Source organism: Syntrophomonas wolfei subsp. methylbutyratica, assembly GCF_001570625.1.
GTDB classification, from domain to species: Bacteria; Bacillota; Syntrophomonadia; order Syntrophomonadales; family Syntrophomonadaceae; genus Syntrophomonas; species Syntrophomonas methylbutyratica.
This window is the reverse complement of the sequence record NZ_BBQT01000006.1, coordinates 112,005-135,008: the sequence shown is the minus strand read 5'-3', so window position 1 is coordinate 135,008 and position 23,004 is coordinate 112,005. Positions and strand designations below refer to the sequence as shown.

Annotated in this window: 19 protein-coding genes, 1 other RNA gene and 1 other annotated feature; all 20 genes read left to right on the top strand. The window is 47.8% G+C overall.

Going from position 1 to position 23,004, the window contains the following annotated elements; all coding sequences use genetic code 11:
• The 20 genes from AWB54_RS06865 (at nt 1) to murD (ending at nt 22,982) form a co-directional block, all read left to right on the top strand.
• Nucleotides 1-2,205 carry a RelA/SpoT family protein gene (locus tag AWB54_RS06865; RefSeq protein WP_061213892.1) on the top strand — a complete coding sequence of 735 codons (2,205 nt, stop codon included), beginning with the start codon at nt 1-3 and terminating at the stop codon, nt 2,203-2,205.
• A complete protein-coding gene (gene dtd / locus AWB54_RS06860) occupies nt 2,180-2,629 on the top strand; it encodes a D-aminoacyl-tRNA deacylase (RefSeq protein WP_061213862.1) in 450 nt (149 codons plus the stop codon). Before AWB54_RS06865 ends, dtd begins: the two co-directional genes overlap by 26 nt.
• Nucleotides 2,630-2,730: 101 nt before the next feature.
• Nucleotides 2,731-3,354: an MBL fold metallo-hydrolase gene (locus AWB54_RS06855; RefSeq protein WP_061213861.1), complete on the top strand. Its 624-nt coding sequence runs from the start codon at nt 2,731-2,733 to the stop codon at nt 3,352-3,354.
• 101 nt (nt 3,355-3,455) lie between these two features.
• Nucleotides 3,456-3,709 (top strand) — a binding site (T-box leader).
• 154 nt (nt 3,710-3,863) lie between these two features.
• Nucleotides 3,864-4,706 (top strand): 3-deoxy-7-phosphoheptulonate synthase, encoded by an 843-nt coding sequence (gene aroF / locus AWB54_RS06850; RefSeq protein ID WP_061213860.1) that lies wholly within the window; start codon nt 3,864-3,866, stop codon nt 4,704-4,706.
• Complete coding sequence (gene pheA, locus AWB54_RS06845) at nt 4,706-5,539, top strand: prephenate dehydratase (RefSeq protein ID WP_061213859.1); 834 nt, start codon at nt 4,706-4,708, stop codon at nt 5,537-5,539. Before aroF ends, pheA begins: the two co-directional genes overlap by 1 nt.
• Before the next feature lie 751 nt (nt 5,540-6,290).
• On the top strand, nt 6,291-7,559 hold the full coding sequence (hisS, locus tag AWB54_RS06840; protein WP_061213858.1) for a histidine--tRNA ligase: 1,269 nt from the start codon (nt 6,291-6,293) through the stop codon (nt 7,557-7,559).
• Between the two features lie 14 nt (nt 7,560-7,573).
• Entirely contained in the window at nt 7,574-9,334 is a 1,761-nt protein-coding gene (aspS, locus tag AWB54_RS06835; protein ID WP_061213857.1) for an aspartate--tRNA ligase, read from the top strand.
• Nucleotides 9,335-9,439: 105 nt separating this feature from the next.
• A non-coding RNA gene (ssrS, locus tag AWB54_RS06830) (6S RNA) lies at nt 9,440-9,614 on the top strand.
• A gap of 2 nt (nt 9,615-9,616) precedes the next feature.
• Nucleotides 9,617-10,330 carry a tRNA threonylcarbamoyladenosine dehydratase gene (locus tag AWB54_RS06825; protein WP_235811116.1) on the top strand — a complete coding sequence of 238 codons (714 nt, stop codon included), beginning with the start codon at nt 9,617-9,619 and terminating at the stop codon, nt 10,328-10,330.
• Nucleotides 10,331-10,490: 160 nt separating this feature from the next.
• Nucleotides 10,491-11,162, top strand: a complete 672-nt coding sequence (locus tag AWB54_RS06820; protein ID WP_061213856.1) for an endonuclease III domain-containing protein — start codon at nt 10,491-10,493, stop codon at nt 11,160-11,162.
• A gap of 146 nt (nt 11,163-11,308) precedes the next feature.
• The gene (locus AWB54_RS06815) at nt 11,309-12,610 is read left to right on the top strand and encodes a phenylacetate--CoA ligase family protein (RefSeq protein WP_061213855.1); all 1,302 of its coding nucleotides are present in this window, start codon (nt 11,309-11,311) and stop codon (nt 12,608-12,610) included.
• 12 nt (nt 12,611-12,622) lie between these two features.
• The gene (locus tag AWB54_RS06810; protein ID WP_061213854.1) at nt 12,623-13,051 is read left to right on the top strand and encodes an ACT domain-containing protein; all 429 of its coding nucleotides are present in this window, start codon (nt 12,623-12,625) and stop codon (nt 13,049-13,051) included.
• 374 nt (nt 13,052-13,425) lie between these two features.
• Nucleotides 13,426-13,857 carry a division/cell wall cluster transcriptional repressor MraZ gene (mraZ, locus tag AWB54_RS06805; RefSeq protein WP_061213853.1) on the top strand — a complete coding sequence of 144 codons (432 nt, stop codon included), beginning with the start codon at nt 13,426-13,428 and terminating at the stop codon, nt 13,855-13,857.
• Nucleotides 13,858-13,870: 13 nt separating this feature from the next.
• Nucleotides 13,871-14,788 carry a 16S rRNA (cytosine(1402)-N(4))-methyltransferase RsmH gene (gene rsmH / locus AWB54_RS06800; RefSeq protein ID WP_061213852.1) on the top strand — a complete coding sequence of 306 codons (918 nt, stop codon included), beginning with the start codon at nt 13,871-13,873 and terminating at the stop codon, nt 14,786-14,788.
• A 33-nt stretch (nt 14,789-14,821) separates the two neighbouring features.
• Nucleotides 14,822-15,322, top strand: coding sequence for a septum formation initiator family protein (locus AWB54_RS06795; RefSeq protein ID WP_061213851.1), 501 nt, complete (start codon nt 14,822-14,824; stop codon nt 15,320-15,322).
• A gap of 18 nt (nt 15,323-15,340) precedes the next feature.
• Nucleotides 15,341-17,458 carry a stage V sporulation protein D gene (locus AWB54_RS06790; RefSeq protein WP_061213850.1) on the top strand — a complete coding sequence of 706 codons (2,118 nt, stop codon included), beginning with the start codon at nt 15,341-15,343 and terminating at the stop codon, nt 17,456-17,458.
• 92 nt (nt 17,459-17,550) lie between these two features.
• The gene (locus tag AWB54_RS06785; RefSeq protein ID WP_061213849.1) at nt 17,551-19,020 is read left to right on the top strand and encodes a UDP-N-acetylmuramoyl-L-alanyl-D-glutamate--2,6-diaminopimelate ligase; all 1,470 of its coding nucleotides are present in this window, start codon (nt 17,551-17,553) and stop codon (nt 19,018-19,020) included.
• Nucleotides 19,020-20,408, top strand: a complete 1,389-nt coding sequence (locus tag AWB54_RS06780; protein ID WP_061213848.1) for a UDP-N-acetylmuramoyl-tripeptide--D-alanyl-D-alanine ligase — start codon at nt 19,020-19,022, stop codon at nt 20,406-20,408. The genes AWB54_RS06785 and AWB54_RS06780 overlap by 1 nt, the downstream gene beginning before the upstream one ends.
• Before the next feature lie 214 nt (nt 20,409-20,622).
• Entirely contained in the window at nt 20,623-21,597 is a 975-nt protein-coding gene (gene mraY / locus AWB54_RS06775; RefSeq protein WP_061213847.1) for a phospho-N-acetylmuramoyl-pentapeptide-transferase, read from the top strand.
• A gap of 23 nt (nt 21,598-21,620) precedes the next feature.
• Nucleotides 21,621-22,982 carry a UDP-N-acetylmuramoyl-L-alanine--D-glutamate ligase gene (murD, locus tag AWB54_RS06770; RefSeq protein ID WP_061213846.1) on the top strand — a complete coding sequence of 454 codons (1,362 nt, stop codon included), beginning with the start codon at nt 21,621-21,623 and terminating at the stop codon, nt 22,980-22,982.
• The last annotated feature ends 22 nt before the right edge of the window (nt 22,983-23,004 follow it).

Genomic DNA, 23,004 nt, shown 5'->3' with positions numbered 1-23,004 from the left:
ATGAGATGCGAAGCCCTGATCAAGAGGGTAAGTGAATATGATCCCGATACCGATTTTGCCCTGATTGAGAAAGCATTCAGGGTGGCGGAGCAAGCTCACCAGGGGCAAAAAAGGATATCCGGGGAGCCATATATTATTCACCCGTGTGAAGTTGCTCTCATACTGGCGGATATTGAAATGGATACTCCCACTATTTGTGCTGCACTGCTGCACGATGTTATTGAAGACACCCAGGTAAGTTATCTGGATATACTTAAGGAGTTTGGCGAAGAAATCGCTTTACTGGTAGATGGTGTCACCAAACTTACCCGAATAGATTTCAAGTCCCGGGAGGATGCCCAGGCGGAAAATCTACGGCGGATGTTCATTGCCATGGCCCGGGATATCCGGGTAATTATCATAAAGCTGGCGGATAGACTCCACAATATGCGGACTCTGAGCTACCACGGTGAAGCTAAACAAAAAGTAATTGCCCGTGAGACTATGGAGATATTCGCTCCCCTGGCTCATCGTTTGGGCATATTTCGTTTTAAATGGGAACTGGAAGACCTGGCTTTTTATTATATGGAGCCGGAAATGTACTATGAGGTGGCCAAACGGCTGAAACAGAAACGCCGGGAAAGGGAGAATTATGTCAATGACCTGGTGGAGCAGATTGAGGTTGGGCTTCATCAGATTGATATCGATGCTGATATTAAAGGTCGTCCCAAGAACATATTCAGTATTTACAAAAAGATGATCAAACAGGGAAAAGATGTTGATGAAATATACGATAAGATAGCTATTAGGGTTTTGGTTGAGGATGTCCGGGATTGCTACGGGGTACTGGGTATTATTCATACTATGTGGAAGCCCTTACCCGGTCGTTTTAAAGACTATATTGCCACCCCCAAGGCTAATATGTACCAGTCGCTGCATACTACTTTGATTGGTAGAGGAGGTGAGCCTTTTGAAGTACAGATCCGTACTGCGGAAATGCATCGCACTGCTGAATATGGTATTGCTGCTCACTGGCGCTACAAAGAAGGCTATAATCCGCGGGAGCGAAAATTCGATGAAAAGCTGTCCTGGCTGCGGCAGATACTGGAGTGGCAGCAGGAAGTCAAAGACACCAGTGAATTCATGGAATCTTTAAAAATCGATCTCTTTGATGATACCGTCTTCGTCTTCTCACCCAAAGGGGCTGTTTTTGAACTTACTAAAGGGGCTTGCCCGGTGGATTTTGCTTACCGGGTTCATACCGAGGTAGGGCACCGCTGCACTGGTGCTCGGGTTAACGGGCGTATTGTACCCCTGGATTTACCGCTGGAAAATGGGGATATCGTGGAGATATTAACTTCCAAAAGTTCGATTGGCCCCTCCCGTGATTGGTTGAATTTTGTTAAAACTTCTTCGGCTAAAAGCAGGATAAGGCAATGGTTTAACCGGGAGAAGCGGCAGGAGAACATAATCCGGGGACATGATTTGCTGGAGAAGGAATTAAAGAAGCAACACCTGAATCCCAAAGAGCTGCTTAAAGAAGACAAACTGCTAGAAGTAGTAAAGAAATTGGGTTTCAATGCGGTAGAAGATTTGTTGGCGGCCATTGGGGATAGTGCGCTTTCAGCTTTGCAGGTAGTGAACAAGCAAAAGGAACTTTACTTTCCTGACCTTCTGCTGGAGGATATAGCAGCGGTCCCGGAGGAAAGCAAAGCTGCGGTAAAGGACCGAGTTACTACCGCCCTGCGCGTAAAGGGTGTGGATGATGTGGCTATCAGACTGGCTCGTTGTTGTAATCCTTTGCCGGGAGATCAGGTTTTGGGTTATATTACTCGGGGGCGGGGGGTATCGGTACATCGTAAAGACTGCCCCAATATGCAAAATTATCTGCAGAATGAAAAAGATCGCATACTGGAGGTTGAATGGGCCGATACCAGCGGTATTTACTATGTAGAGCTGGAAGTGAAGGCTTTTGACCGGGCGCGCCTGACCACAGATGTTATGAATGAAATTGCCGAGGTCAGAATTCATATTAATTCGGTTTTTTCTCGTGCTACCAAAAACAACCAGGCGGTGATAAACCTTAAATTGGAGATAAAAGATATGAGCCGCCTTCAAGCTGTGATTCAGCGCATTCTAAATGTTAGAGATGTTTTAGAAGTTAGAAGGGTTTTGCCGGGGGAAATGAGAGGTGAATCGCTTGCGGGCCGTAGTTCAAAGGGTTAGTTTTAGTGAGGTTAGAGTTGAAGGTAAGCTGCGGGGAAGAATAAAGCAGGGTCTTATGGTTTTGCTGGGTATTAAGAAGGGGGACAGCAAGGCTGATGGGGATTACCTGCTGGATAAGATAGTAAATCTTCGGATATTTCCTGATGAAGAGGGGAAGATGAACCGTTCTCTGCTGGACATTGAGGGGGAAATACTCCTGGTTAGCCAGTTCACCCTTTATGGTGATGCCCGTAAAGGCCGCAGGCCGAGTTTTTCTGAGGCTGAATTGCCGGAATTAGCCGAACCGCTGTTTGATTACTGTGTTGATGGCCTTCGCCGCCGCGGTGTGCAGGTAGAAACCGGAATCTTCGGAGCGGAAATGGTATTGAGCATAGAAAATGACGGACCTTGCACCATTTTGCTGGATAGCGAAAAGTTGTTTTAAGAGGCTTATGATAAACCTTGGACTAGAGTGAGGCCTTCCGCAACAGCAAAGTTTTATCATAGGTCCCTGTAGAATTAAATATTTTCGAAAGGAGTATTGATATGATATTAAAGGGTTTGGAACTAAGCAGTATGATGGTCAACTGCTATATCATCGGCTGCGAAGAGACCAAAGAGGTGGCGGTTATCGATCCCGGGGGAAATGCCCGGGCTATATTGAATCTATTGGAGGAAGATGGACTCAAAACGCAGTATATAATCAATACCCATGGTCATATTGATCACATCGGTGCCAACCAGGCCATAAAAGATGCTACCGGAGCCAAAATCCTTATTCATGAAAATGATGCTAAAATGCTGGTAAATCCGGTTTCCAATTTTTCGTTTATGATGGGAAGCAAAGTGGTAAGCCCTCCGGCTGATCAGTTTATCCGGGAAGGAGACATTATAAAGATTGGCAATACGGTGGAGTTGGAAGTGATTCATACTCCGGGTCACAGCCCGGGAGGGGTTTGTCTTAAAACCGGAAACATTATTTTTGTAGGGGACACCTTGTTCCAGGGTTCCATTGGGCGTACGGATTTCCCGGGAGGCTCTTACAAGCAATTGATTCAAAATATTAAAGAAAAGCTCTTTCGTTATAATGATGATACTATTTGTTATCCCGGACATGGACCGGCAACAACTATTGGTTTTGAGAGGATGCACAACCCGTTTTTGACTTAAGCAAACAAGTCCATGTTTAGTACCAGAACCCTATTCCATAAAAATTTTTCAAATGCCTTTACAAATACTTAAATATTGTGGTAATATTATCGCATATATTTCAAAATGCGATGAAGAAGTAAAGTAGCTTTGTGGAATTATGCAGAGAGGAGATGCCACCGGCTGTAAGCATCTCTATAAGGAAGCGGAGTGAAGTTCACTTCGGAGTGCCTGGCTGAAACCCTGGGTAAGTAGGTCGTGGCGGAGCTCCCACCGTTAAAAGGGAGGGGATATCGGATTAACCTGTATCTTTTAAGCGGACCTGGAATGGTAATTTGGGTGGTACCGCGGGCAGTAGAAGCTTCTCGTCCCATGAGGATGTGAAGCTTTTTTTAATGCAGGAGTCCCGTATCCTTTTTTGAGTGGGCTTTAGCCAAAATGGGTGGTACCGCGGGAAGTCAAGCAGACCTCTCGTCCCTTGGGGGATGAGAGGTTTATTTTTTTGAAATTTCAGTAAAGGAGTGCTGGAAATGAAAAATTTGTTGGCCCAAAAAGATGGTGAATTACTGGTATCCCGTATTTGTCAAAGCGAATCAACTCAGATAGACGTTAAAGGTTGCCTGATCGGCGGAGAACAGGTAATGGTCATAGCCGGACCATGTGCGGTGGAAAGTGAAGAGTTATTAAAAGAAACGGCCTTCAAGGTGCGGGCGGCAGGAGCAGCCATGCTGAGGGGAGGAGCTTTCAAACCCAGGACTTCTCCTTATAGCTTCCAGGGATTGGGCGAGAAGGGATTAAAATTGCTCGCTCGAGTGGGTGAGGATATGAACATGCCGGTGATAAGCGAGATAATGGATAGTGAGGATATTGGGCTGCTGGCCGATTATGCGGATATCTTGCAAGTAGGAGCGCGCAATATGCAGAACTTTGCTTTATTGCGCAAATTGGGACAGCTCAAGAAGCCGGTGGTTCTAAAGCGGGGTATGTCAGCCAGTATTGAGGAATGGCTGTTGGCAGCAGAGTATATCCTGGCCGGCGGGAATTCCCAGGTGATACTATGTGAGCGGGGTATTCGCAGCTCCGAGCCCTGGACACGAAACACCCTCGATCTTTCTGCGGTGGCTTTGGTCAAGGAATTGTCGCATTTGCCGGTTATGGTTGATCCCAGCCATGCTACCGGGGTCAGGAGCCTGGTAAGCCCCATGGCCCGAGCAGCCATTGCAGCGGGTGCGGATGCTTTAATGGTGGAAGTACATCCGCAGCCGGAAAAAGCCCTTTCTGATGGGGACCAATCATTAACTCCCCGGGGCTTCAGCACTATGATGCGAGAGCTTGGGCCGGTGGCCCGAGCTGTGGGAAGGAGGTTGAGGTAATGGCCTGTGCTATTTTAGGTCCGGCAGGAACCTTCAGCGAAGAAGCTGCTCAGCTGTATTGGAGTGATAAAGAGGATTATGTACTGGCCCGAAGCATTCCTGAAATTTTTGTTCTACTAAATACCAAGCAGGTTGCAGAGGCTTTAATACCTATGGAAAATTCCCGGGCAGGCAGCATAAGCCTCACTATGGAGGCACTGGAAGCGAACAACGTATATATAAAGGGTGAAATAAGCATCCCGGTAAGACAGCATCTGATGGCAGGGAAAAAGCTGGATCTGGCTGATATTGAACTTCTGGTTTCTCAGCCCACAGCATTGATGCAATGCCAACATTTTATAAATAGCTATTTGCCGGAAACAAGGAAGGAAATAACTACCAGTACGACACGGGCGGCGGAAATTGTTAGGAGTGAGGAAAGAAGGGCGGCATGTATCGGCAACCAGCTGGCCTGCAACCTCTATGGTTTGGAAATGATACAGAACAACATTCAGGACGAAGATAATTACACCAGGTTTGTTCATGTTCGATCGGGTCAGGCGCCCAAAGTGGAAAAGGAGAAAAGCAGCATAATTTTTACTTTGCCTGACCGTCCGGGAGCCCTGTACCATACCCTGGAAATCTTCAATCGCAGAAATTTAAACTTGAGCAAGATAGAATCACGCCCGGGGAAATTGGCAAAAGGCAGCTATTCTTTTTACATCGAAGTTGAGAATGGCTCTAACCGGGTTGGCATAGAGGAACTATTGAAGGAATTGCAGAAGCGCTGCACTTTGGTTAAATACCTGGGTTCGTACTCCTCTTGTACCCGAGGAAAAACACGGCAGGAGTAGTTGGAATAAGCAGCCAAAGCATGAATGATGTCGCCCTTAAGAAGAACAGGGAGGAAAGAAACATGATGCGAAAGGGGTGATGCTATCGCAAGAATAGGCAAGGGAAGCAGGAATAACAACAATAAAATATGAATCTTATCATGATATTTCCGGAGAAGCTATCTTCGGGGAAATACGCGCACAGCAGAAGAAATCCGGCAAAAGGCAGGGAGTAGCAAGTGAGGGGTGAGGAGTTAGGGAGTAGGAAAAAGGAAGGAGGGAGTGAGGGAATAAAGGCTTATTGATACAGTATCAATGGGAAAGGCTAATAAGGCGCAAGTTGACAAGCTTCAGGCCTTAAATTAGAATTATCCAAGGAATGGTTCCACTGCAAAAAGTAATAATTATGCATTTGCTTGCATAAATATTCCGCTCGCAGTCTACGCATGGGCAACACCAACGGCTCGACTCGCAGCTCAAGGGGTACCGCGCCAATCTCCCGTCCATGGGAGGTGGCGCTCTCGCGACATCCTGTCGCTCGCCCCCTTTCGCCTGCTCGTCTTCGCCGGGTGTAGCATCCATGCTTCGCCAACGCTCGCTTTGCATATTTATGCAACCCTATGCAACAAAAAGGGGTTTTTGCAGTAGAACCAAGGAATGGTTCCGCCAAGACTTCTTTAGATGCAGGATGGACTTGAGCTTTGACCCGGACAAGACGGGTCGGATATTTATTAATTAGGAACTAGGATTTATTGTTCCGGAGGAGTAATATATGCAAGTCAAAGCCCCCAGGGGAACCTATGATATTTTACCTCAGGATTCTGTAAAGTGGCAGTATATTGAAAAAATAATGAGGGATAGCGCTGAATCCTTTGGTTTTAGAGAAATCAGGACTCCGCTATTCGAGCATAGCGAGTTGTTTCAGCGAGGTGTTGGCCAGGGGACTGACATTGTCAGCAAAGAAATGTACAGCTTTAATGACCGTTCGCGGCGCAGCCTGACCTTGCGCCCGGAAGGTACTGCCCCTTGTGCCCGGGCCTTGATTGAGCATGGGATATATAGTGGTGTAATGCCGGTCAAATGGTATTACCTGGGCCCCATGTTTCGTTATGACCGCCCGCAGACCGGGAGATACCGGCAATTCCATCAATTCGGGGTTGAGGCTTTTGGCAGTAATAGTCCTTATCTGGATGCGGAAATTATCATCTTGCTGGTGGAGATTTTAAGGCGCCTGGGTTTAGATGACTACGAACTGCATTTGAATTCGCTGGGCTGCTCCGTATGTCGTGATGACTACCGGCAAAAACTGCTGCAGCATATTAGCCCGTTCAAAGAGCAATTGTGTCAGGATTGCCAGCAAAGATATATGCAAAATCCCTTACGGGTTTTGGATTGCAAAATGGAAACTTGTCACCAGGCTATTAGGGGATATCCCATTTTTTACGACCATCTCTGCCCTTATTGCCAGGAGCATTATAGCCGGGTGCAAGCGGCTCTGCAGGCTAATGGGGTAAGCTATATCCACGACAACAACCTGGTTCGCGGCCTGGACTACTACAGCAATACCGCTTTTGAGATTCACCTTCCCGGCATCGGAGCGCAAAGCGCGGTCGGTGGTGGGGGGAGGTATGATGGGCTGGTAAAAGAGCTGGGTGGACCAGACATACCGGGTATCGGTTTTGCCCTGGGTATGGAACGCTTGCTGCTGGCTCTCGATATGCTGGGTAAACGGGAGTTTTCCAAGCCTTCGCTGGATGTTTTTGTGGTGGTAATGAATGATGCCTATGAGATGCAAGGATTACAGCTGGTAAGTGAGCTCCGGCGCAGGGGCATCAGGGCAGACAAGGACTATGGCGGCCGCAGCGGCAAGGCGCAGATGAAGTATGCCGGGAAAACTGCTGCCAGGTTCGTAGTTATGGTGGGTGAAGAGGAAGTGGAAAAACACTTCTGGACCTTGCGGGATATGCAAAGCAAAGAACAGCGGCAGCTGGGTCAGGAAGAATTGATTGACAGCATTAGATCCGTTATAGAAACGAAGTAGGAGGAGAAACACTGATGAAAAGAACTCATAATGCCAGCGAACTGGATACTCATCTGGTGGGACGGGAAGTAGTGCTCAATGGCTGGGTGGACACCAGAAGGGATCATGGCGGTTTGATTTTCGTTGATTTGCGGGATCGCTCCGGCATAATTCAACTGGTATTCAGTCCTGAAGTCAAAGAGGAGGCTTTTCACCTGGCGGAACAAATAAGAAGCGAGTATGTAATAGCCGTGCGGGGCAAGCTTTCTCTCCGCCCTGAGGCTACGGAAAACCCCAACCTTAAAACCGGCAAAGTGGAAGTGTATGTAGACGATATGGAAGTTTTAAGCCCGGCCAAAACTCCTCCTTTTTATATTGAGAATGATATAGATGTTGATGAAAACCTGCGCCTGAAATACCGCTATCTGGATTTGCGGCGGCCCGAGATGCGAGACAACCTGCTCTTAAGACACCGAGTGGTCAAGTGCATGCGCGACTTTCTGGATAGCCGGGGTTTTATCGAAATAGAAACCCCCATTTTGACGAAAAGCACTCCCGAAGGGGCCAGGGATTACCTGGTACCCAGCCGCGTTCACCCTGGTGAATTCTATGCTTTGCCCCAATCTCCGCAGATATTCAAACAGATACTTATGGTAGCCGGGATGGAGAAGTATTTCCAGATTGCCCGTTGTTTCCGGGATGAGGACCTCAGGGCCGATCGCCAGCCGGAATTCACCCAATTGGATATGGAGATGTCTTTCGTTGATGAAGAGGACATTATTGTGCTGGTAGAAGAAATGATGGCTGAGATCTTTTTCAAGGCTGCGGGGAAGGTCATTAAAACCCCATTCCCGCGCCTGGCCTATGATGATGCTATGATAAAGTACGGTTCGGACAAACCTGATTTACGCTTTGGCCTGGAGATTGTGGAGTTAAGCGAAATGCTCCGGAACACGCAGTTTAAGGTCTTTGCTTCGGCTTTGCAATCCGGGGGCGTGGTCCGGGCTCTGAATGCTAAAGGATGCGGTTCCTTTACTCGCCGGGAAATAGATGCCCTGGGGGCTATGGCGGTGGAAAGCGGAGCTAAAGGTATGGCCTGGATACTGGTTCAGGAAAATGAACTGCGCTCGCCTATTACCAAGTTTTTAAGCGAAGAGGAAATCAAGCAGATTCTGGCGGCAACTGGAGCTGAAAGCGGGGACCTTATACTCTTTGGAGCGGACCAGGCTGAAATAGTGGCCCGGGTCATGGGCAGCCTGCGACTGGAGTTGGGCCGGAAAATGGGCCTAATTGCGGAAGAGGAGTTGAATTTTGTTTGGGTGACGGATTTTCCCCTCCTGGAATATGATGAGGAGGAAAAACGCTACCAGGCCAAGCATCACCCCTTTACTTCACCCCGCCTGGAGGACATAGAGATTATGGCCCGTGAACCGGGAAGGGTTAAGGCCCGGGCCTACGACCTGGTTCTTAATGGAACCGAACTGGGCGGAGGGAGCATACGTATACACCGGCGGGAATGGCAGGAAAAGATGTTTTCCGTACTGGGTATGAGCCAGGAAGAAGCTCGGGATAAATTCGGTTTTATGCTGGAAGCATTCGAATACGGCACTCCACCTCATGGCGGTATTGCTTTTGGAGTAGATCGTCTCTTGATGCTCCTGGCCGGAAGAAACAGTGTACGAGACGTAATGGCTTTCCCCAAAACCCAGAGTGCTTCCTGTCCTATGACGGAAGCACCATCAACAGTAAGCGCCAGGCAGCTGAGGGAATTGGCCCTTAGGATTAGAGAAAAATAGCAGAAATGGAAATGGTGGCGAATAATTACAAAACCAATGTCTTGAAGAAGCCGGTATTCTATGGTATTATTTTACCTGAAAAGACATAGTAAAGACCTGACAAGTAAACCCCTGCTGTGTGCGTGAATAGCTGTTAAGTTTTTGCCAACACAAAAATTAAGGGAACCTGTCTCCGCTTATGACTTGTAAGCCCGCAGCTGCGGGACACATTAAATATGCGGGAGGGCACCCACCTGCAAAGCAGGTTAAAACTACGGCATCACGGCTCGGTGGGGTTTTTGCATGATGAATGAAAGATTTTTTCAGCGGACAGAACTATTGATTGGCCAGGAGGCCATGAATATACTTCGAGCTTCCTGCATGCTGGTGATAGGACTGGGCGGAGTTGGTTCCTATGCGGCTGAAGCTATTGCTCGCTGCGGAGTCGGCAGGATTATTCTATGTGATCCTGACCGGGTTGAGGCCAGTAATATCAACCGGCAGCTAGTGGCCTTGAATTCCACCCGGGGCGAGTTAAAGGCCGAAGTCATGGGCCGGAGGCTGCGGGATATCAACCCCGGACTCCAGCTCGAGGAGTATCCGTTCAGCTATTCCGAGGAAAGCAGTGCGGAGATTTTGGACGAAGAAATTCATTTTGTTCTGGATGCTATTGATTCCCTCCCTGATAAGATTCATCTGATTAAAACCTGCCTGCACAGGAAGATTCCTGTAATCAGTTCTATGGGTACAGCCAACCGGCTTGATCCCCTCCTGCTTACTATTGCCGATATTAAAGACAGTTCAATATGTCCCGTAGCCCGAAAACTGCGAAGAGAACTGCGCCGGGAAAATATCCTGCAGGGAGTTCCGGTGGTTTACTCGCGGGAAACCCCGGTTAAAACTGCTTATTCGGGGGAAACCAGGCTGGGCAGCATATCTTTTGTGCCTGCGGCTGCGGGTTTATTGCTGGCCAGTTATGCGGTCAAGCAGTTGATTAGTAAGAAAAGTGAGGGGTGAGGGGTGAGGGGTTATTTATAAACGTGACAAGGGGACGGGGTTGTTGACATATTTATCAGAAGAACCGTTCCTAAAACGTGACAAGGGGACGGGGTTGTTGACATATTTATCAGAAGAACCGTTCCTATGATATATGCTAGCCTGGGTAAGCGGAGGTAATATGAAGCAGCAGAGATTAATGGAAATATACCATAAGCTTCTTGAGCGTTTTGGTCCACGGGGATGGTGGCCGGGGGAAAGCTGCCTGGAAATAATGCTGGGTGCAGTACTGACCCAGGCGGTTGCCTGGAAAAATGTGGAGAAGGCTATTGCGGCTCTTAAGGAGGCCGGGTTGCTCGATTTTTCCGCCTTGCTGGCCATCACAGAAGAAGAACTGGCAGATTTCATCAAACCAGCCCTCTATCATCGCCAAAAAGCTCGCAGGTTAAAGATTTTGCTGGATTTTATTGCTGAGAATTATGGCGGTGATATTGACCTCATGTTTAGCGAACCCCTCTCGCAAATAAGAGCGAGGCTTCTGGCCTTGTGGGGTATAGGCCCGGAGACCGCCGATTCTATTTTGCTCTATGCCGGTAATTACCCTGTTTTTGTGGTTGATGCCTATACTATTCGAATATTTTCCCGGCTGGGATGGGTGGAAGATAAATGTTCTTATGAGAAGATGCAGGGATTGATGCAGCGCCACCTGCCGGCCGATACCCAAATATATAACGAATATCATGCTTTGCTGGTAGCCCTGGGAGCCAATTATTGCAAGAAAAGAAAGGCGTTTTGTCAAGAATGCCCCCTGGCGGAGTATTGCTCAGCGAAGCGCCCTGCCGGGCACAACTGATGCTCCCTGCGGTCGCTATTAAGGGCGCTGGAGCGGTATATTTATTAATACTAATAACTTTTTGATTAGAAAAGTGAGGGGCAAATAAGTTGTCAATAACCCCGTCCCCATGACAAGGGAGGAAATTAATAAAGGAGGTAGAATTAATGTTGTACTGGGATAAGGAAAAGGAATGTATGCCCAGGGAAGAGCTGGAAAAACTACAGTTAAGAAGGTTAAAAGAAACGGTATTCAGAACCTATGCTTTTGTTCCCACCTATAAGGAGAAACTAAGCCAGGTCGGCATTACGGCAGAAGATATACGGAGCCTGGATGATTTAAAACAACTACCGTTCACCACCAAACAGGATTTGCGCGATAATTACCCCTTTAATCTTTTTGCCGTACCGATGAGCGAAGTGGTCAGGATTCATTCTTCATCCGGAACCACGGGAAAACCAACGGTAGTTGGTTATACCAAAAAAGACATCGAAATATGGGCTGAGCTGATGGCCCGGGCCTTGACCAGTGCGGGAGCCACCAAAAACGCGGTAATTCAGAATTCATATGGCTACGGGCTGTTCACCGGAGGATTGGGAATACACTACGGGGCTGAGCGAATAGGGGCTTCGGTTATCCCCACTTCCGGCGGCAATACCCGCCGGCAGGTGATGCTGATGCAGGATTTTGGAACCACCCTGCTTACCTGCACCCCTTCCTATGCCTTGTTTATGCATGAGGCTATGCTGGAGGGCGGGATTGAACCAAATGATTTAAAACTGAAAGCCGGGGTTTTTGGAGCCGAACCCTGGTCGGAGAGTATGCGCCGGGAAATAGAGAATAAACTGGGAATAAATGCCTTTGATATTTACGGTTTGAGTGAGATTATCGGTCCGGGTGTAGCCATTGAATGCTCCTGTAAAAATGGTCTGCATATCGCTGAGGACCATTTTCTGGCCGAGATTATTGACCCGCTTACCGAAGAAGTTCTGCCGGATGGCTGCCCGGGTGAGTTGGTCATAACCAGTATTACCAAAGAAGCGCTGCCTTTAATCAGGTACCGTACCCGCGACCTTACTACCCTGGAGAGAACACGCTGTGATTGCGGGAGAACCCATGTCCGCATGCAAAAGGTTCTCGGCCGTTCTGATGACATGGTAATTATTCGGGGGGTAAATGTTTTTCCCTCCATGGTGGAAAGCGTTCTGCTTAACATTCCCGGAGTGGAACCCCATTACCTGCTGATAGTGGACCGGAAGGGCAATCTGGATCAACTGGAAGTGCAGGTAGAGGTTTCCGAGCGTTTATTCAGCGATGAAGTGCGCAAATTAGAAGAACTGGGGGGGTTAATCCGTAAAGATTTGGAGAGCAATCTGGGCATAGGGGTAAAAGTAAGGCTGGTCGAACCCAAATCCATACCTCGGAGTGAAGGCAAAGCTCAAAGAGTGATAGACAAGAGAAATGTGTAAGGAGGGAAAGCAGTGGCTAAACAGATTTCGGTATTTTTAGAGAACAAGGCGGGAAGACTCTCTCATGTTACCCGGGTTCTGGGGACTGCGGGAATCAACATCAGAGCCCTGTCAATTGCGGATACTTCTGATTTTGGGATATTGCGATTGATAGTCAATGAACCGGATAGAGCCTATCAGGTTTTGAAGGAAAATGGCTTTACCGTCAGTGAAACAGAGGTGCTGGCGGTTCAAGTAGCTGATTCTCCCGGCGGGCTGGCAACCGTACTGGAACAGATGCATGAGGAAAATCTTAATATTGAGTATTTATATGCGTTTATTGGTACATCAGGCAATGATGCCCTGGTAGTTTTGAAGGTTGAGGACAGCGAAAAGACCAGCGAAATATTCCGCCAAAAAGGAATAAAGTTCCTGGATGAGTCCCAGCTCTACCGTTTATAGCAGGTGCCAGGCACTTAAGTTGTTAAGTTATTGCAATGGGATTAGAATACAACCGCGCGAAAACATAAATATTGTCAAATATTCTGAGCCGAGTGAGGAGACTCGGCTCTTTTTTTGTCTATTTTTGGACATTAGGCTTAGGACCAGGGTCTAATTTTTTATGGGGCAAGAGTGCAATTTTTTCTTTGCAAAAAAATTGCCGAATGAGCTCAAATAAAGCAGCTACAAGGCTTGAATGTCGATAAGCCGCAACTTTTGTGTTTGTAAAAAATTTCACAAAGAAGGATAATGATTGGGGCGAATAGAATAAGGTGGAGTAAAGTGGAGTAAAGTGGAGTATAATCCCAATAAAAAGCTCAGAAGGGGCAGAACAAATGTTCTTAGGCGAATATCAACATTCACTGGATGAAAAGGGCAGAATTACAATTCCGGCAAAATTCCGTGAAGAGATTGGCTACAAATTTGTGGCTACCAAGGGATTGGATAATTGTATTTTTCTCTATCCCCAGGATGAATGGCAGCTTATTGAGAAAAAGTTGCGTTCACTTCCGTTCACACGGGCGGATGTGCGTTCTTTTGTGCGTTTTTTTTTCTCGGGAGCTGCCGAGTTGGATTTGGATAGGCAAGGACGGTCGGTATTGCCGCTCAACCTCAGGGAATATGCGGGGATTGACCGGGATGTAATAATAATTGGCGTAGGTACCAGGGTTGAGATTTGGTCTATAGAAAAATGGACAGACTATAACGAGAATGCACAATCATCTTACGAGGAAATTGCGGAAAGCCTGGTTGATCTGGGAATATAGGAGTGGTTAGCTTTTGCATATACCCGTTTTGCTTGATGAGGTTATATCCAGTCTGCTGGGTGATCCTAAGGGTTGCTATGTTGACTGTACGCTGGGAGGAGGGGGACATCTGGAAAAGCTTCTCCAGCACCTGAAGGCTGGCGCCCGGGTGCTGGCTATTGATAAGGATATGGCTATTCTGGAACAGAGCAGGCAGCGATTACCGTTGCCCAATGTTACTTTTGTCCATGGAGATTTCAGGAATCTAAAGCAGATGTTGGAGCATGAAGGAATCTCAGCGGTAGATGGGGTGTTGTTAGACCTGGGGGTATCTTCATTTCAATTGGATACGCCGGAGAGGGGTTTCAGTTTTCATGAAGATGCCGGCCTGGATATGAGGATGAATCAGGAACAGGATTTAAAAGCCTGGGAGATTATAAACTTTTATCCGGAAGAGAAGATTGCGCAAATACTATTTGATTTTGGTGAGGAGCGTTATTCCCGGCGCATAGCTGCGGCTATAACGAAACACAGAAAGACCGGGAGTATAGACAGCACTCTGCAACTGGTGGAAATTATCAAAGCAGCGGTACCGGCTGCCTACCGCCGGGGAAAACACCCGGCACGCAAGAGCTTTCAGGCCTTAAGAATGGCGGTCAATAGTGAATTGGATGCTTTAAGGGAAGTTTTGCCGCAGGCTCTGGAAGCATTGAAAACAGGGGGCAGGTTGTGTGTTATCACTTTTCATTCTCTGGAAGACCGGATGGTCAAGGAATTCATGAAAAACCGGGCCCGGACTTGTATTTGTCCCAGCCAAAGCCCGATTTGTACCTGCGGGCACCAGGCGGAATTGAAAATAATAAGCCGTAAGCCGATAGTGGCTTCAAAAGAGGAATCTGAGGCTAACCCCCGCGCTCGAAGCGCCAAACTGCGGGTAGCCGAAAAAATCTAAAAGTTCTATATTCAGGGGAGGAAGAATAAAGATATGTTACAGGCAGGCCATAGTTTAGCTAGAGTTCTGGATACTCCCGGAGCTATCCAGCAGGAACTGCAAAGCAGGCAAAGCAGAAAGATACGAAGGACTTATAAAAAAATTGATTGCCGAAAAACCTGGTTGTTTAAGGGTGGGCTGTTTTTCTTTGCCTGGGCTTTATTAATAGTTTTTCTATGTATAACGATATCCACTATGGGTTACCAGATTGTAGGGCTGCAAAAGGATATTGAAAAACTACAAGCCTCCAACCAGCGTATTGAGTATGAAATAGCCCAGAAAAGTTCTCTGGATAGGATAGAACTACTGGCTACAAAGGATTTGGGCATGGTAAAAGCGGAAGAAGATTTAAATTTTGCGGTGGTGATTCCTTCCGAGCGGAGAGGGGAGACGGCAGTGAAACAAGATTCTGTAAATGTTGCCAATCGTGATCAGGAAAAGGCTTTAAAAAAGATCTATGATAATTTGATTCGTTTGGCCGCCCGAAGCAACTAAAGAACGAGGTGGATATTGATGCAAACCACCGGTTTCATAGTAAGAAAGCGTATTGCTACGCTTTTTTTCTTCTTTGTCATTATATTTTTACTTTTGGGGAGCAGGGTCTTTTGGGTACAATTTGTCAAAGGGGCCGAGCTCTCGGAAAAAGCGCTGCAAAACCGGATGCGGGATGTGCCGGTAGAATCCAAAAGAGGTATAATCTATGACCGCAATGGCAATGAATTAGCTATTTCCGTAAGCGCTGATTCGGTCTATGCCATTCCGGCTGAAGTTTGCAGTAAGGGGCAGCAAAAGGAGATTGCCGCTAAGCTGGCACAGGTCTTGGAAATGGACGAAGAAAGCTTGTTGCGCCGAATTAGCCGGAATAGTTCTTTCGAATGGGTAAAACGACAGATTGATCCGGAAAAATCGAAAGTAATAAGAAAAATGGATTTGCCGGGAATCGGGCTTACGGAAGAAAGCCGCCGCTATTATCCCAAAGGTACTTTGGCCAGTCATGTGCTGGGTATTGCCGGGGTGGACAACAACGGTCTCGAAGGGGTTGATTTTTATTACGACAAACTGGTGGGGGGAACCAAAGGCCGCATAATCATAGAGCATGATGCCGTCAACCGGCCTATTCCCGAAGCTACTCATAAGTTTATCCCTCCGGTTGATGGGGCTAATTTGATATTAACCATTGATGAAACTATTCAGTATATTGCGGAAAGGGAAGTCGACAAAGTCTTTAACGAAAGAAAAGCTAAATCAGCTGCGGCCATAATAATGGATGTGTCAACCGGAGAAATACTGGCGCTGGCTTCCCGTCCTACTTTCGACCCCAATGATTTTTCGGCATATGCGGTCAGCAATCGCCGGAATTATGGCATCAACGATAGTTATGAACCGGGTTCCACTATGAAGATAACCACTGCGGCTATGGCTTTGCAGGAAGGTGTGGTGAATGCGGAAAGCCGGTTTTATTGTCCTGGTTATATTAAGGTGGGTAAAGAGGTTATTGGCTGCCCGGACAGAAAACCCCACGGCAGCCAGAGCTTTGCCCAGACTATTGAGAAATCTTGTAATGTAGCTTTTATACAGATAGGTTTGGAGTTAGGTCTGGAAAACTACTATAAATATCTCAAGGCTTTTGGTTTTGGACAAAAAACCGGTATTGACCTGCCCGGTGAGGCGGAAGGGATTCTTATTCCCCGGGCTTCAGCGCAGCAGATTGAACTGGCCACCATGGCCATGGGGCAGGCCAATGCGGTAACTCCCATACAGTTGCTGACAGCGGTAGGGGCGGTGGCCAATGAGGGTAAGCTGATGAAGCCGCATTTATTGAAACAGGTTATAGATGATAAGGGAAATGTTATAAAAAAAGTTGAGCCCCAGGTGGTGAGGCAGGTTATTTCCCCCGAAACCGCCCGGGAACTTTGTGGAATGCTGGAAGGCGAAGTGGTAAATGGGACGGGACGGAATGCTTATTTGGAGGGCTATAAGGTTGCCGGGAAAACAGGTACGGCCCAAAAAGTAGGCCCTGATGGGAGATACATGAGCAATGAGCATGTAGCTTCTTTTGTAGGCTTTGCTCCGGCTGACCAGCCGCGGCTGTTGGGCATTGTAGTGGTTGATGCTCCCAAGGGTTACCCCTATTATGGAGGCTGGGTGGCGGCACCGGCTTTTCGGGAAATCCTGAATGATTCCTTCAAATACCTGGAAATACCCAGGTATAATTCGGGCAAGGATGGGCAAAGCATAGAGCAAAAGGAACAGCTTATAGTGCCTGATGTAGTTAACCTGCCAGTGTCAGAGGCCAGTTCCCTAATCAAGGCACGGGGTTTGAGAGTCGAGATCGATGGCAGCGGTACTGTGGTATGGCAGCAGACTCCCCGGGCCCATACTAAAGTGGAGCGGGATTCTGAGGTTATAATCCATCTTTCTCCCTTTGAAGGGGGAAAGGAAGGCGCCGAGGTTACTATTCCCGATTTACAGGGGAAATCAATGAAAGAAGTAGCCAGAATACTGGCTGATCTGGGGCTTCATTTAGTACCGGAGGGATATGGCCTGGCTTACCAGCAATTGCCTGAGGCCGGGAAAGTGGTAAGCAGTGGCTCCAGCATAAAGGTTAAGTTCCAGCCGGTGGGAGAATAAGGGGAAGTGAGGCGTGAGGGGTCAAGGGGTCAGGGGTTTTTAGAGTTGAAATACCGGGCATGCTGGGAGAATGAGAAAAAGGGGGACTGCTTTTGAAGCTGGTGGAATTAATTGAAAATTTAACCATAGAGCTGCAGGATGGTCCTTTAGATAGGGAGATTAGTGGAATTGCTTATGATTCCAGACGGGTTAAGCCGGGGGATATTTTTATCTGCATTAGCGGTTTGAAGAGTGATGGTCACCTGTTTGCCGGACAGGCAATTGAGAATGGAGCCGGGGCGGTTTTGGCCGAAAGACAGCTGGATACGGAGGGAAAAGCGACTTTGCTTACCACTCCCGACACCCGTAGTGCTCTGGCCTTGTTGGCGGCCAACTATTATCGCCGGCCTTCAAAATCCATGAGGGTGGTTGCAGTTACCGGAACTAATGGTAAAACTACTACCACGCATTTAATCAAGGCTATTTTGGAAGAGACGGGTAAGAAAACGGCCATAATGGGCACTCTTTATGCCCAGGTCGGTAAAATGCAAAGAGAAATGCAACACACTACCCCGGAAGCTCTGGAGATTGAGAAATTTATGGCTTTATGCCGGGAGGAAAAGGCCGATTATATAGTAATGGAGGTATCATCGCACGCTTTGCAGCTGCAGCGGGTGGCAGAGATAGATTTCAATGTGGCGGTATTTACCAACTTGACTCAGGACCACCTGGATTTTCATCAAAATATGGATAATTACCGGGCGGCCAAGCTTCAGCTCTTTCAAATGATAAAAGCAGAAGAGCAAAATTTTGCTATTATCAATATCGATGACCCCTGGGCCGAAGAGATTTTTCAGGCTGCCGCAATCCCTTGCCGTAGTTATGGAATAAAAAAGAGAGCCGATTATCAAGCCGGCGAACTCAAGATTGACTTGAATGGCAGTAGTTTCCGGCTACAGTACGGAGATAAAAGCCTTATTATAAATATGAAACTCATTGGTCTTTTTAGTATTTACAATGCTTTGGCGGCCATCAGCTTTGCTTTGCAGGAGGGGATCGATCCAGGCTTAATTCAATCGGCTCTGGCCAGGGTGGAGGGGGTACCGGGGCGTTTTGAAAAGGTCGACTGCGGGCAGGATTTTGCGGTGATTGTGGACTATGCTCATACTCCCGATGGTTTGGAAAATGTTCTACGAACAGCCCGGGAACTAGGGGAAAAGCGCTTGATTAGCGTATTTGGCTGTGGAGGTGACCGGGATCGGGGTAAAAGACCGCTTATGGGTGAAATTGCCGCCAAATACAGCGATTTTTGCGTGGTGACTTCCGATAACCCGCGCAGTGAGGCCCCCCATGCCATTATTGCGGAGATAATTCCCGGGATGGATAAGGTGGAAAAATCCCGTTATGCTATAATTGCCGACCGCAGAGAAGCTATAAGACATGCTATTCACCTGGCGCGCACGGGTGATTTGGTGGTTATAGCCGGGAAAGGGCATGAAAACTATCAATTGGTAAAGGATCAGGTCCTGGAATTCGATGACCGGAAAGTGGCAGCCGAATTCTTGAGAGGAAAGGTAAAATAATGTATTTGGAGCTGGGTTTTGTTGTAGATAGTATTAAAGGAAAACTCCTGGCTGGCAATGAAAAGACCATAGTTAGCGGGGTGGAGATTGATTCACGCCGAGTTAACCCCGGGTATTTGTTTTTTGCCTTTAAAGGAGAAAGTTCTGATGGACATGATTTTCTGGAGGATGCATGGAGAAATGGGGCTGCGGTGGTTGTTGTCTCCCGGGGGGACTGCTTGACTAAAGCCGGCCCCGGTAAAGCTCTAATCCTGGTTAATGATACTCTTGATGCTTTGCAGGATCTGGCTGCTGCTTACCGGCGCAGCTTCAATATACCGGTGGTGGCGGTTACGGGCAGTGTTGGCAAAACCAGTACCAAGGATGTTTTAGCTCTCTGCCTGCAATCCCGTTTTAAAACCTTGAAAAGCAGTGGCAATTACAATAATGAAATTGGCCTTCCCTTGACCTTATTGCAACTGGATGAAACTCATCAGGTGGCGGTACTGGAAATGGCCATGAGGGGCCGGGGGGAATTGTTGCAGCTGGCTGCAATAGCTCAGCCGAGCGCGGCCCTTATAAGCAATGTGGAAAAGGTACACCTGGAAACCCTGGGCAGCCTGGAGAATATAGCCCGGGCAAAAGCGGAAGTACTGGCAACTCTCAGGACCGGTGACTTTGCTCTTATTAATGGGGATTCTCCACTGCTGGAGGAAGCGGTTCGGCCATATGCGGGCAAAAAATACCGCTTTGGCTATAGTAAATCCTGTGATTTTCGCATTGAGGAAACTACTATAAGAAATCAAGGTATAGAAATAAGTCTTATCTGCCTGGGTCAGCCGGAAAAACTGTTCTTGCCGTTGCCTTCAAGGAGATGGGCTATGAATGCAGTGGCTGCTGCAGCCATGGCGTTTCTGCTGGGGGTTTCCATGGAAGAAATAAAGTCCAGCCTGCTTAATTTCAATCCGGGTTCCCAGCGCCTGGAGATTATTCCTCTACCTGCCGGGGGAAAGATAATCAATGATACTTATAATGCTAATACGCTTTCCATGATTAATGCCCTGGAAACCAGCCGGGAGCTGCGGGGAAAAGGCAAATTGGCAGCGGTTTTGGGAGATATGTTGGAATTGGGTGATTACGAGCAGGAGGGACACCGGGAAGTTGGTCGCCATGCGGTTAAGAACCAGGTGGATCTTTTGATATGCATAGGGGAACGGGCGGCATGGATGGCGGAAGCGGCCCGGGCAGCAGGCATGGCAGGAGAGCAGGTCAAGCATTACCTTTCCAAAGAAGAAAGCATAGAATTTCTTAAACAAAGCCTGAGCAGCAGTGATACCATATTGTTTAAGGCTTCCCGGGGAATGCAGCTGGAAAGCCTGGCGGAAGAAATTCGTTCTTATTTTAAATAATGACTCTACTGCAAAAACCCCTTTTTGCTGCATAGGGTTGCATAAATATGCAAAGCGAGTGTTGCCCATGCGGAGCGCCCTGTCGGGCACAACTGATGCTCCCTGCGGTCGCTATTAAGGACGCTGGAGCGGAATATTTATGCAAGCTAATGCATAATTATTACTTTTTGCAGCGGAATCAAATAATAATTTTCCTTAAGCAGGAGGGTATCCTTTGCAGAATTATTTAATTAATGCATTTATTGCGGCAGCTATTGCCATTGTGGTTTCAATAATAATGGGACCTATAATGATACCATTTCTTAAACGGCTCAAAGTAGGGCAGAATATTAGAGAGGAAGGCCCCAAAGGTCATTATGCCAAAGCAGGCACCCCCACCATGGGGGGGATAATTATTATTACCGCCGTAATGCTGGCCAGCTTCATTATGGCAGGTAGCAGTACTGAAGCCCTGGCAGCGGTGCTGCTAATGCTGGCATTTGGTTCAGTAGGCTTTGGGGATGACTATATCAAGGTGGTATTGAAACGTTCCCTGGGGCTCCGTGCCCGAGAAAAACTAGGATTGCAGCTCCTGATAGCATTTCTTTTCGGGCTTTTGTTGATTCTTTATTTTAAACGGGGAACCGCTATACTTATACCCTTTACCGGCCATGCAGTGGATCCTGGTTGGTGGTATCTTCCCTTCATTGTTTTTGTTGTGGTGAGTACTGCCAATGCGGTGAATCTTACTGATGGCCTGGATGGACTGGCTTCCGGGGTAAGCTTTTTTGTAAGCCTGGCCCTGGCGGTCATTTGCGTTATGACCGGACATTATAGCTTGAGTGTTTTTTGTGGCGCACTGGCCGGAGCTTGCCTGGGTTTTCTAATATTTAACCGCCATCCTGCCCGGGTTTTTATGGGAGATACCGGTTCTATGGCCCTGGGAGGAGCAGTGGCTGCTGTGGCGGCCTTAACCCGCTCGGAAATAGCTTTGATTATTATTGGTGGGGTCTATGTGATTGAAACCTTAAGTGTTATCTTACAGGTTATATCCTACCAAACTACGAGAAAGAGGATATTTCGCATGGCTCCCTTGCATCACCATTATGAGTTGAAAGGCTGGCCGGAAACCAGGGTGGTAAGATATTTCTGGGGCCTTTCCTTTGTTTTTATGCTACTGGGGATTTGGAGCTTTTGGGGAGTAGGCTAAGCCCCCTGTTGGGAGGAGATGTATTGGATTTTAGCGGTAAGAGGATACTGGTAGTAGGTTTGGCCCGCAGTGGAATGGCGGCGATAAAGGCCCTGGAGAAGCGTGGCGCTCAGCTTAGCGCTTGTGATGAAAAAGAAGCCCGAACCCTGGCTCCGATTCTGGATGAATTGGGAAAACAGGGCATAAGGTATTATGCCGGGGGATATCCGGAAGTGAAGCGGCAGGATTTTGATCTGCTGGTAGTAAGCCCGGGAGTTCCGCTGGAAACAGCAGCAATCCGGCAAGCCCGGGAGCAGGGAATCCCGGTAATTGGAGAGGTGGAACTGGCTTATATCCTGAAACCAAAGACAGTTGAGTTCCTGGCCATAAGCGGAACCAACGGCAAGACTACTACTACTTCCTTACTTCACTACATTTTAGCCCAGGCAGGGAGGAATTCACTGGCCGGCGGCAATATCGGCATTCCCTTGACCACTTTGCTGGATAGTATCTCTGCAGGGATAATTGTGGTAGAGTTGTCCAGTTTTCAACTGGAGAGCAGTTCAAGCTTCCGGCCTTATATCTGCGGCCTGCTTAATATCACTCCTGATCACCTTAACCGGCACAAGACGATGGAAAGATATATTGAGGCGAAAGCCAGGATATTTGCCCAGCAAAAGCCAGATGATTATGCGGTATTTAATTATGAAGATTCTATTCTAAGGGAAATGGCCCGAAGCTGCCCTGCCCGGACCTTGTTTTTTTCCTGTGAACGGGAGTTGCAGGAAGGGGCGTTTATAGATAATGGGGTCATAACTATTAAGAGGGCGGGAAGTGTTCAGGAAATAGCGAGAATAGATGAAGTCTCCCTGCGGGGGAAACACAATCTGGAGAATATTCTAGCTGCTACAGTGATGGCCAGTATTGCCGGGGTTAGCCCGGATGATATTCGCCAGGCTCTGGCCACTTTTCCTGGGGTTAGGCATCGGATGGAGGAGCTGGGCCTTTATGATGATGTCTTTTATGTAAATGACTCCAAGGCTACCAATCCCGAGTCGGTGATGAAAGCCCTGGACTCTTTTAACCAGCCTATTATACTGATAGCCGGGGGCAGAAATAAGGGCTCCAGTTTCTCCCAGCTGGCCGGGTTAATAAAGCAGAAAGTGAGAGAATTAGTCCTGCTGGGGGAGGCCCGGGAAGAAATAAAGGCTGCAGTCATCGATGCCGGTTTCCGGAATATACATGAGGTAGAAGACCTGCAAGCGGCTGTAAGCAAGGCCCACGAACTGGCGCGAAAGGGTGAAGTAGTACTGCTCTCTCCGGCTTGTGCCAGTTGGGATATGTTCGCAAGCTATGAACAGCGGGGGGATCTCTTTTGTGAGATGGTCAAGTCTATTTCCAAATAGTTTCTCCTACTACTGCTTCTGC

Coding starts and splice junctions, on each gene's coding strand:
- AWB54_RS06865 (WP_061213892.1), top strand. CDS start 1: ATGAGATGCGAAGCCCTGATCAAGAGGGTAAGTGAATATGATCCCGAT.
- AWB54_RS06855 (WP_061213861.1), top strand. CDS start 2,731: ATGATATTAAAGGGTTTGGAACTAAGCAGTATGATGGTCAACTGCTAT.
- aroF (WP_061213860.1), top strand. CDS start 3,864: ATGAAAAATTTGTTGGCCCAAAAAGATGGTGAATTACTGGTATCCCGT.
- pheA (WP_061213859.1), top strand. CDS start 4,706: ATGGCCTGTGCTATTTTAGGTCCGGCAGGAACCTTCAGCGAAGAAGCT.
- hisS (WP_061213858.1), top strand. CDS start 6,291: ATGCAAGTCAAAGCCCCCAGGGGAACCTATGATATTTTACCTCAGGAT.
- aspS (WP_061213857.1), top strand. CDS start 7,574: ATGAAAAGAACTCATAATGCCAGCGAACTGGATACTCATCTGGTGGGA.
- AWB54_RS06825 (WP_235811116.1), top strand. CDS start 9,617: ATGATGAATGAAAGATTTTTTCAGCGGACAGAACTATTGATTGGCCAG.
- AWB54_RS06820 (WP_061213856.1), top strand. CDS start 10,491: ATGAAGCAGCAGAGATTAATGGAAATATACCATAAGCTTCTTGAGCGT.
- AWB54_RS06815 (WP_061213855.1), top strand. CDS start 11,309: ATGTTGTACTGGGATAAGGAAAAGGAATGTATGCCCAGGGAAGAGCTG.
- mraZ (WP_061213853.1), top strand. CDS start 13,426: ATGTTCTTAGGCGAATATCAACATTCACTGGATGAAAAGGGCAGAATT.
- AWB54_RS06795 (WP_061213851.1), top strand. CDS start 14,822: ATGTTACAGGCAGGCCATAGTTTAGCTAGAGTTCTGGATACTCCCGGA.
- AWB54_RS06790 (WP_061213850.1), top strand. CDS start 15,341: ATGCAAACCACCGGTTTCATAGTAAGAAAGCGTATTGCTACGCTTTTT.
- AWB54_RS06780 (WP_061213848.1), top strand. CDS start 19,020: ATGTATTTGGAGCTGGGTTTTGTTGTAGATAGTATTAAAGGAAAACTC.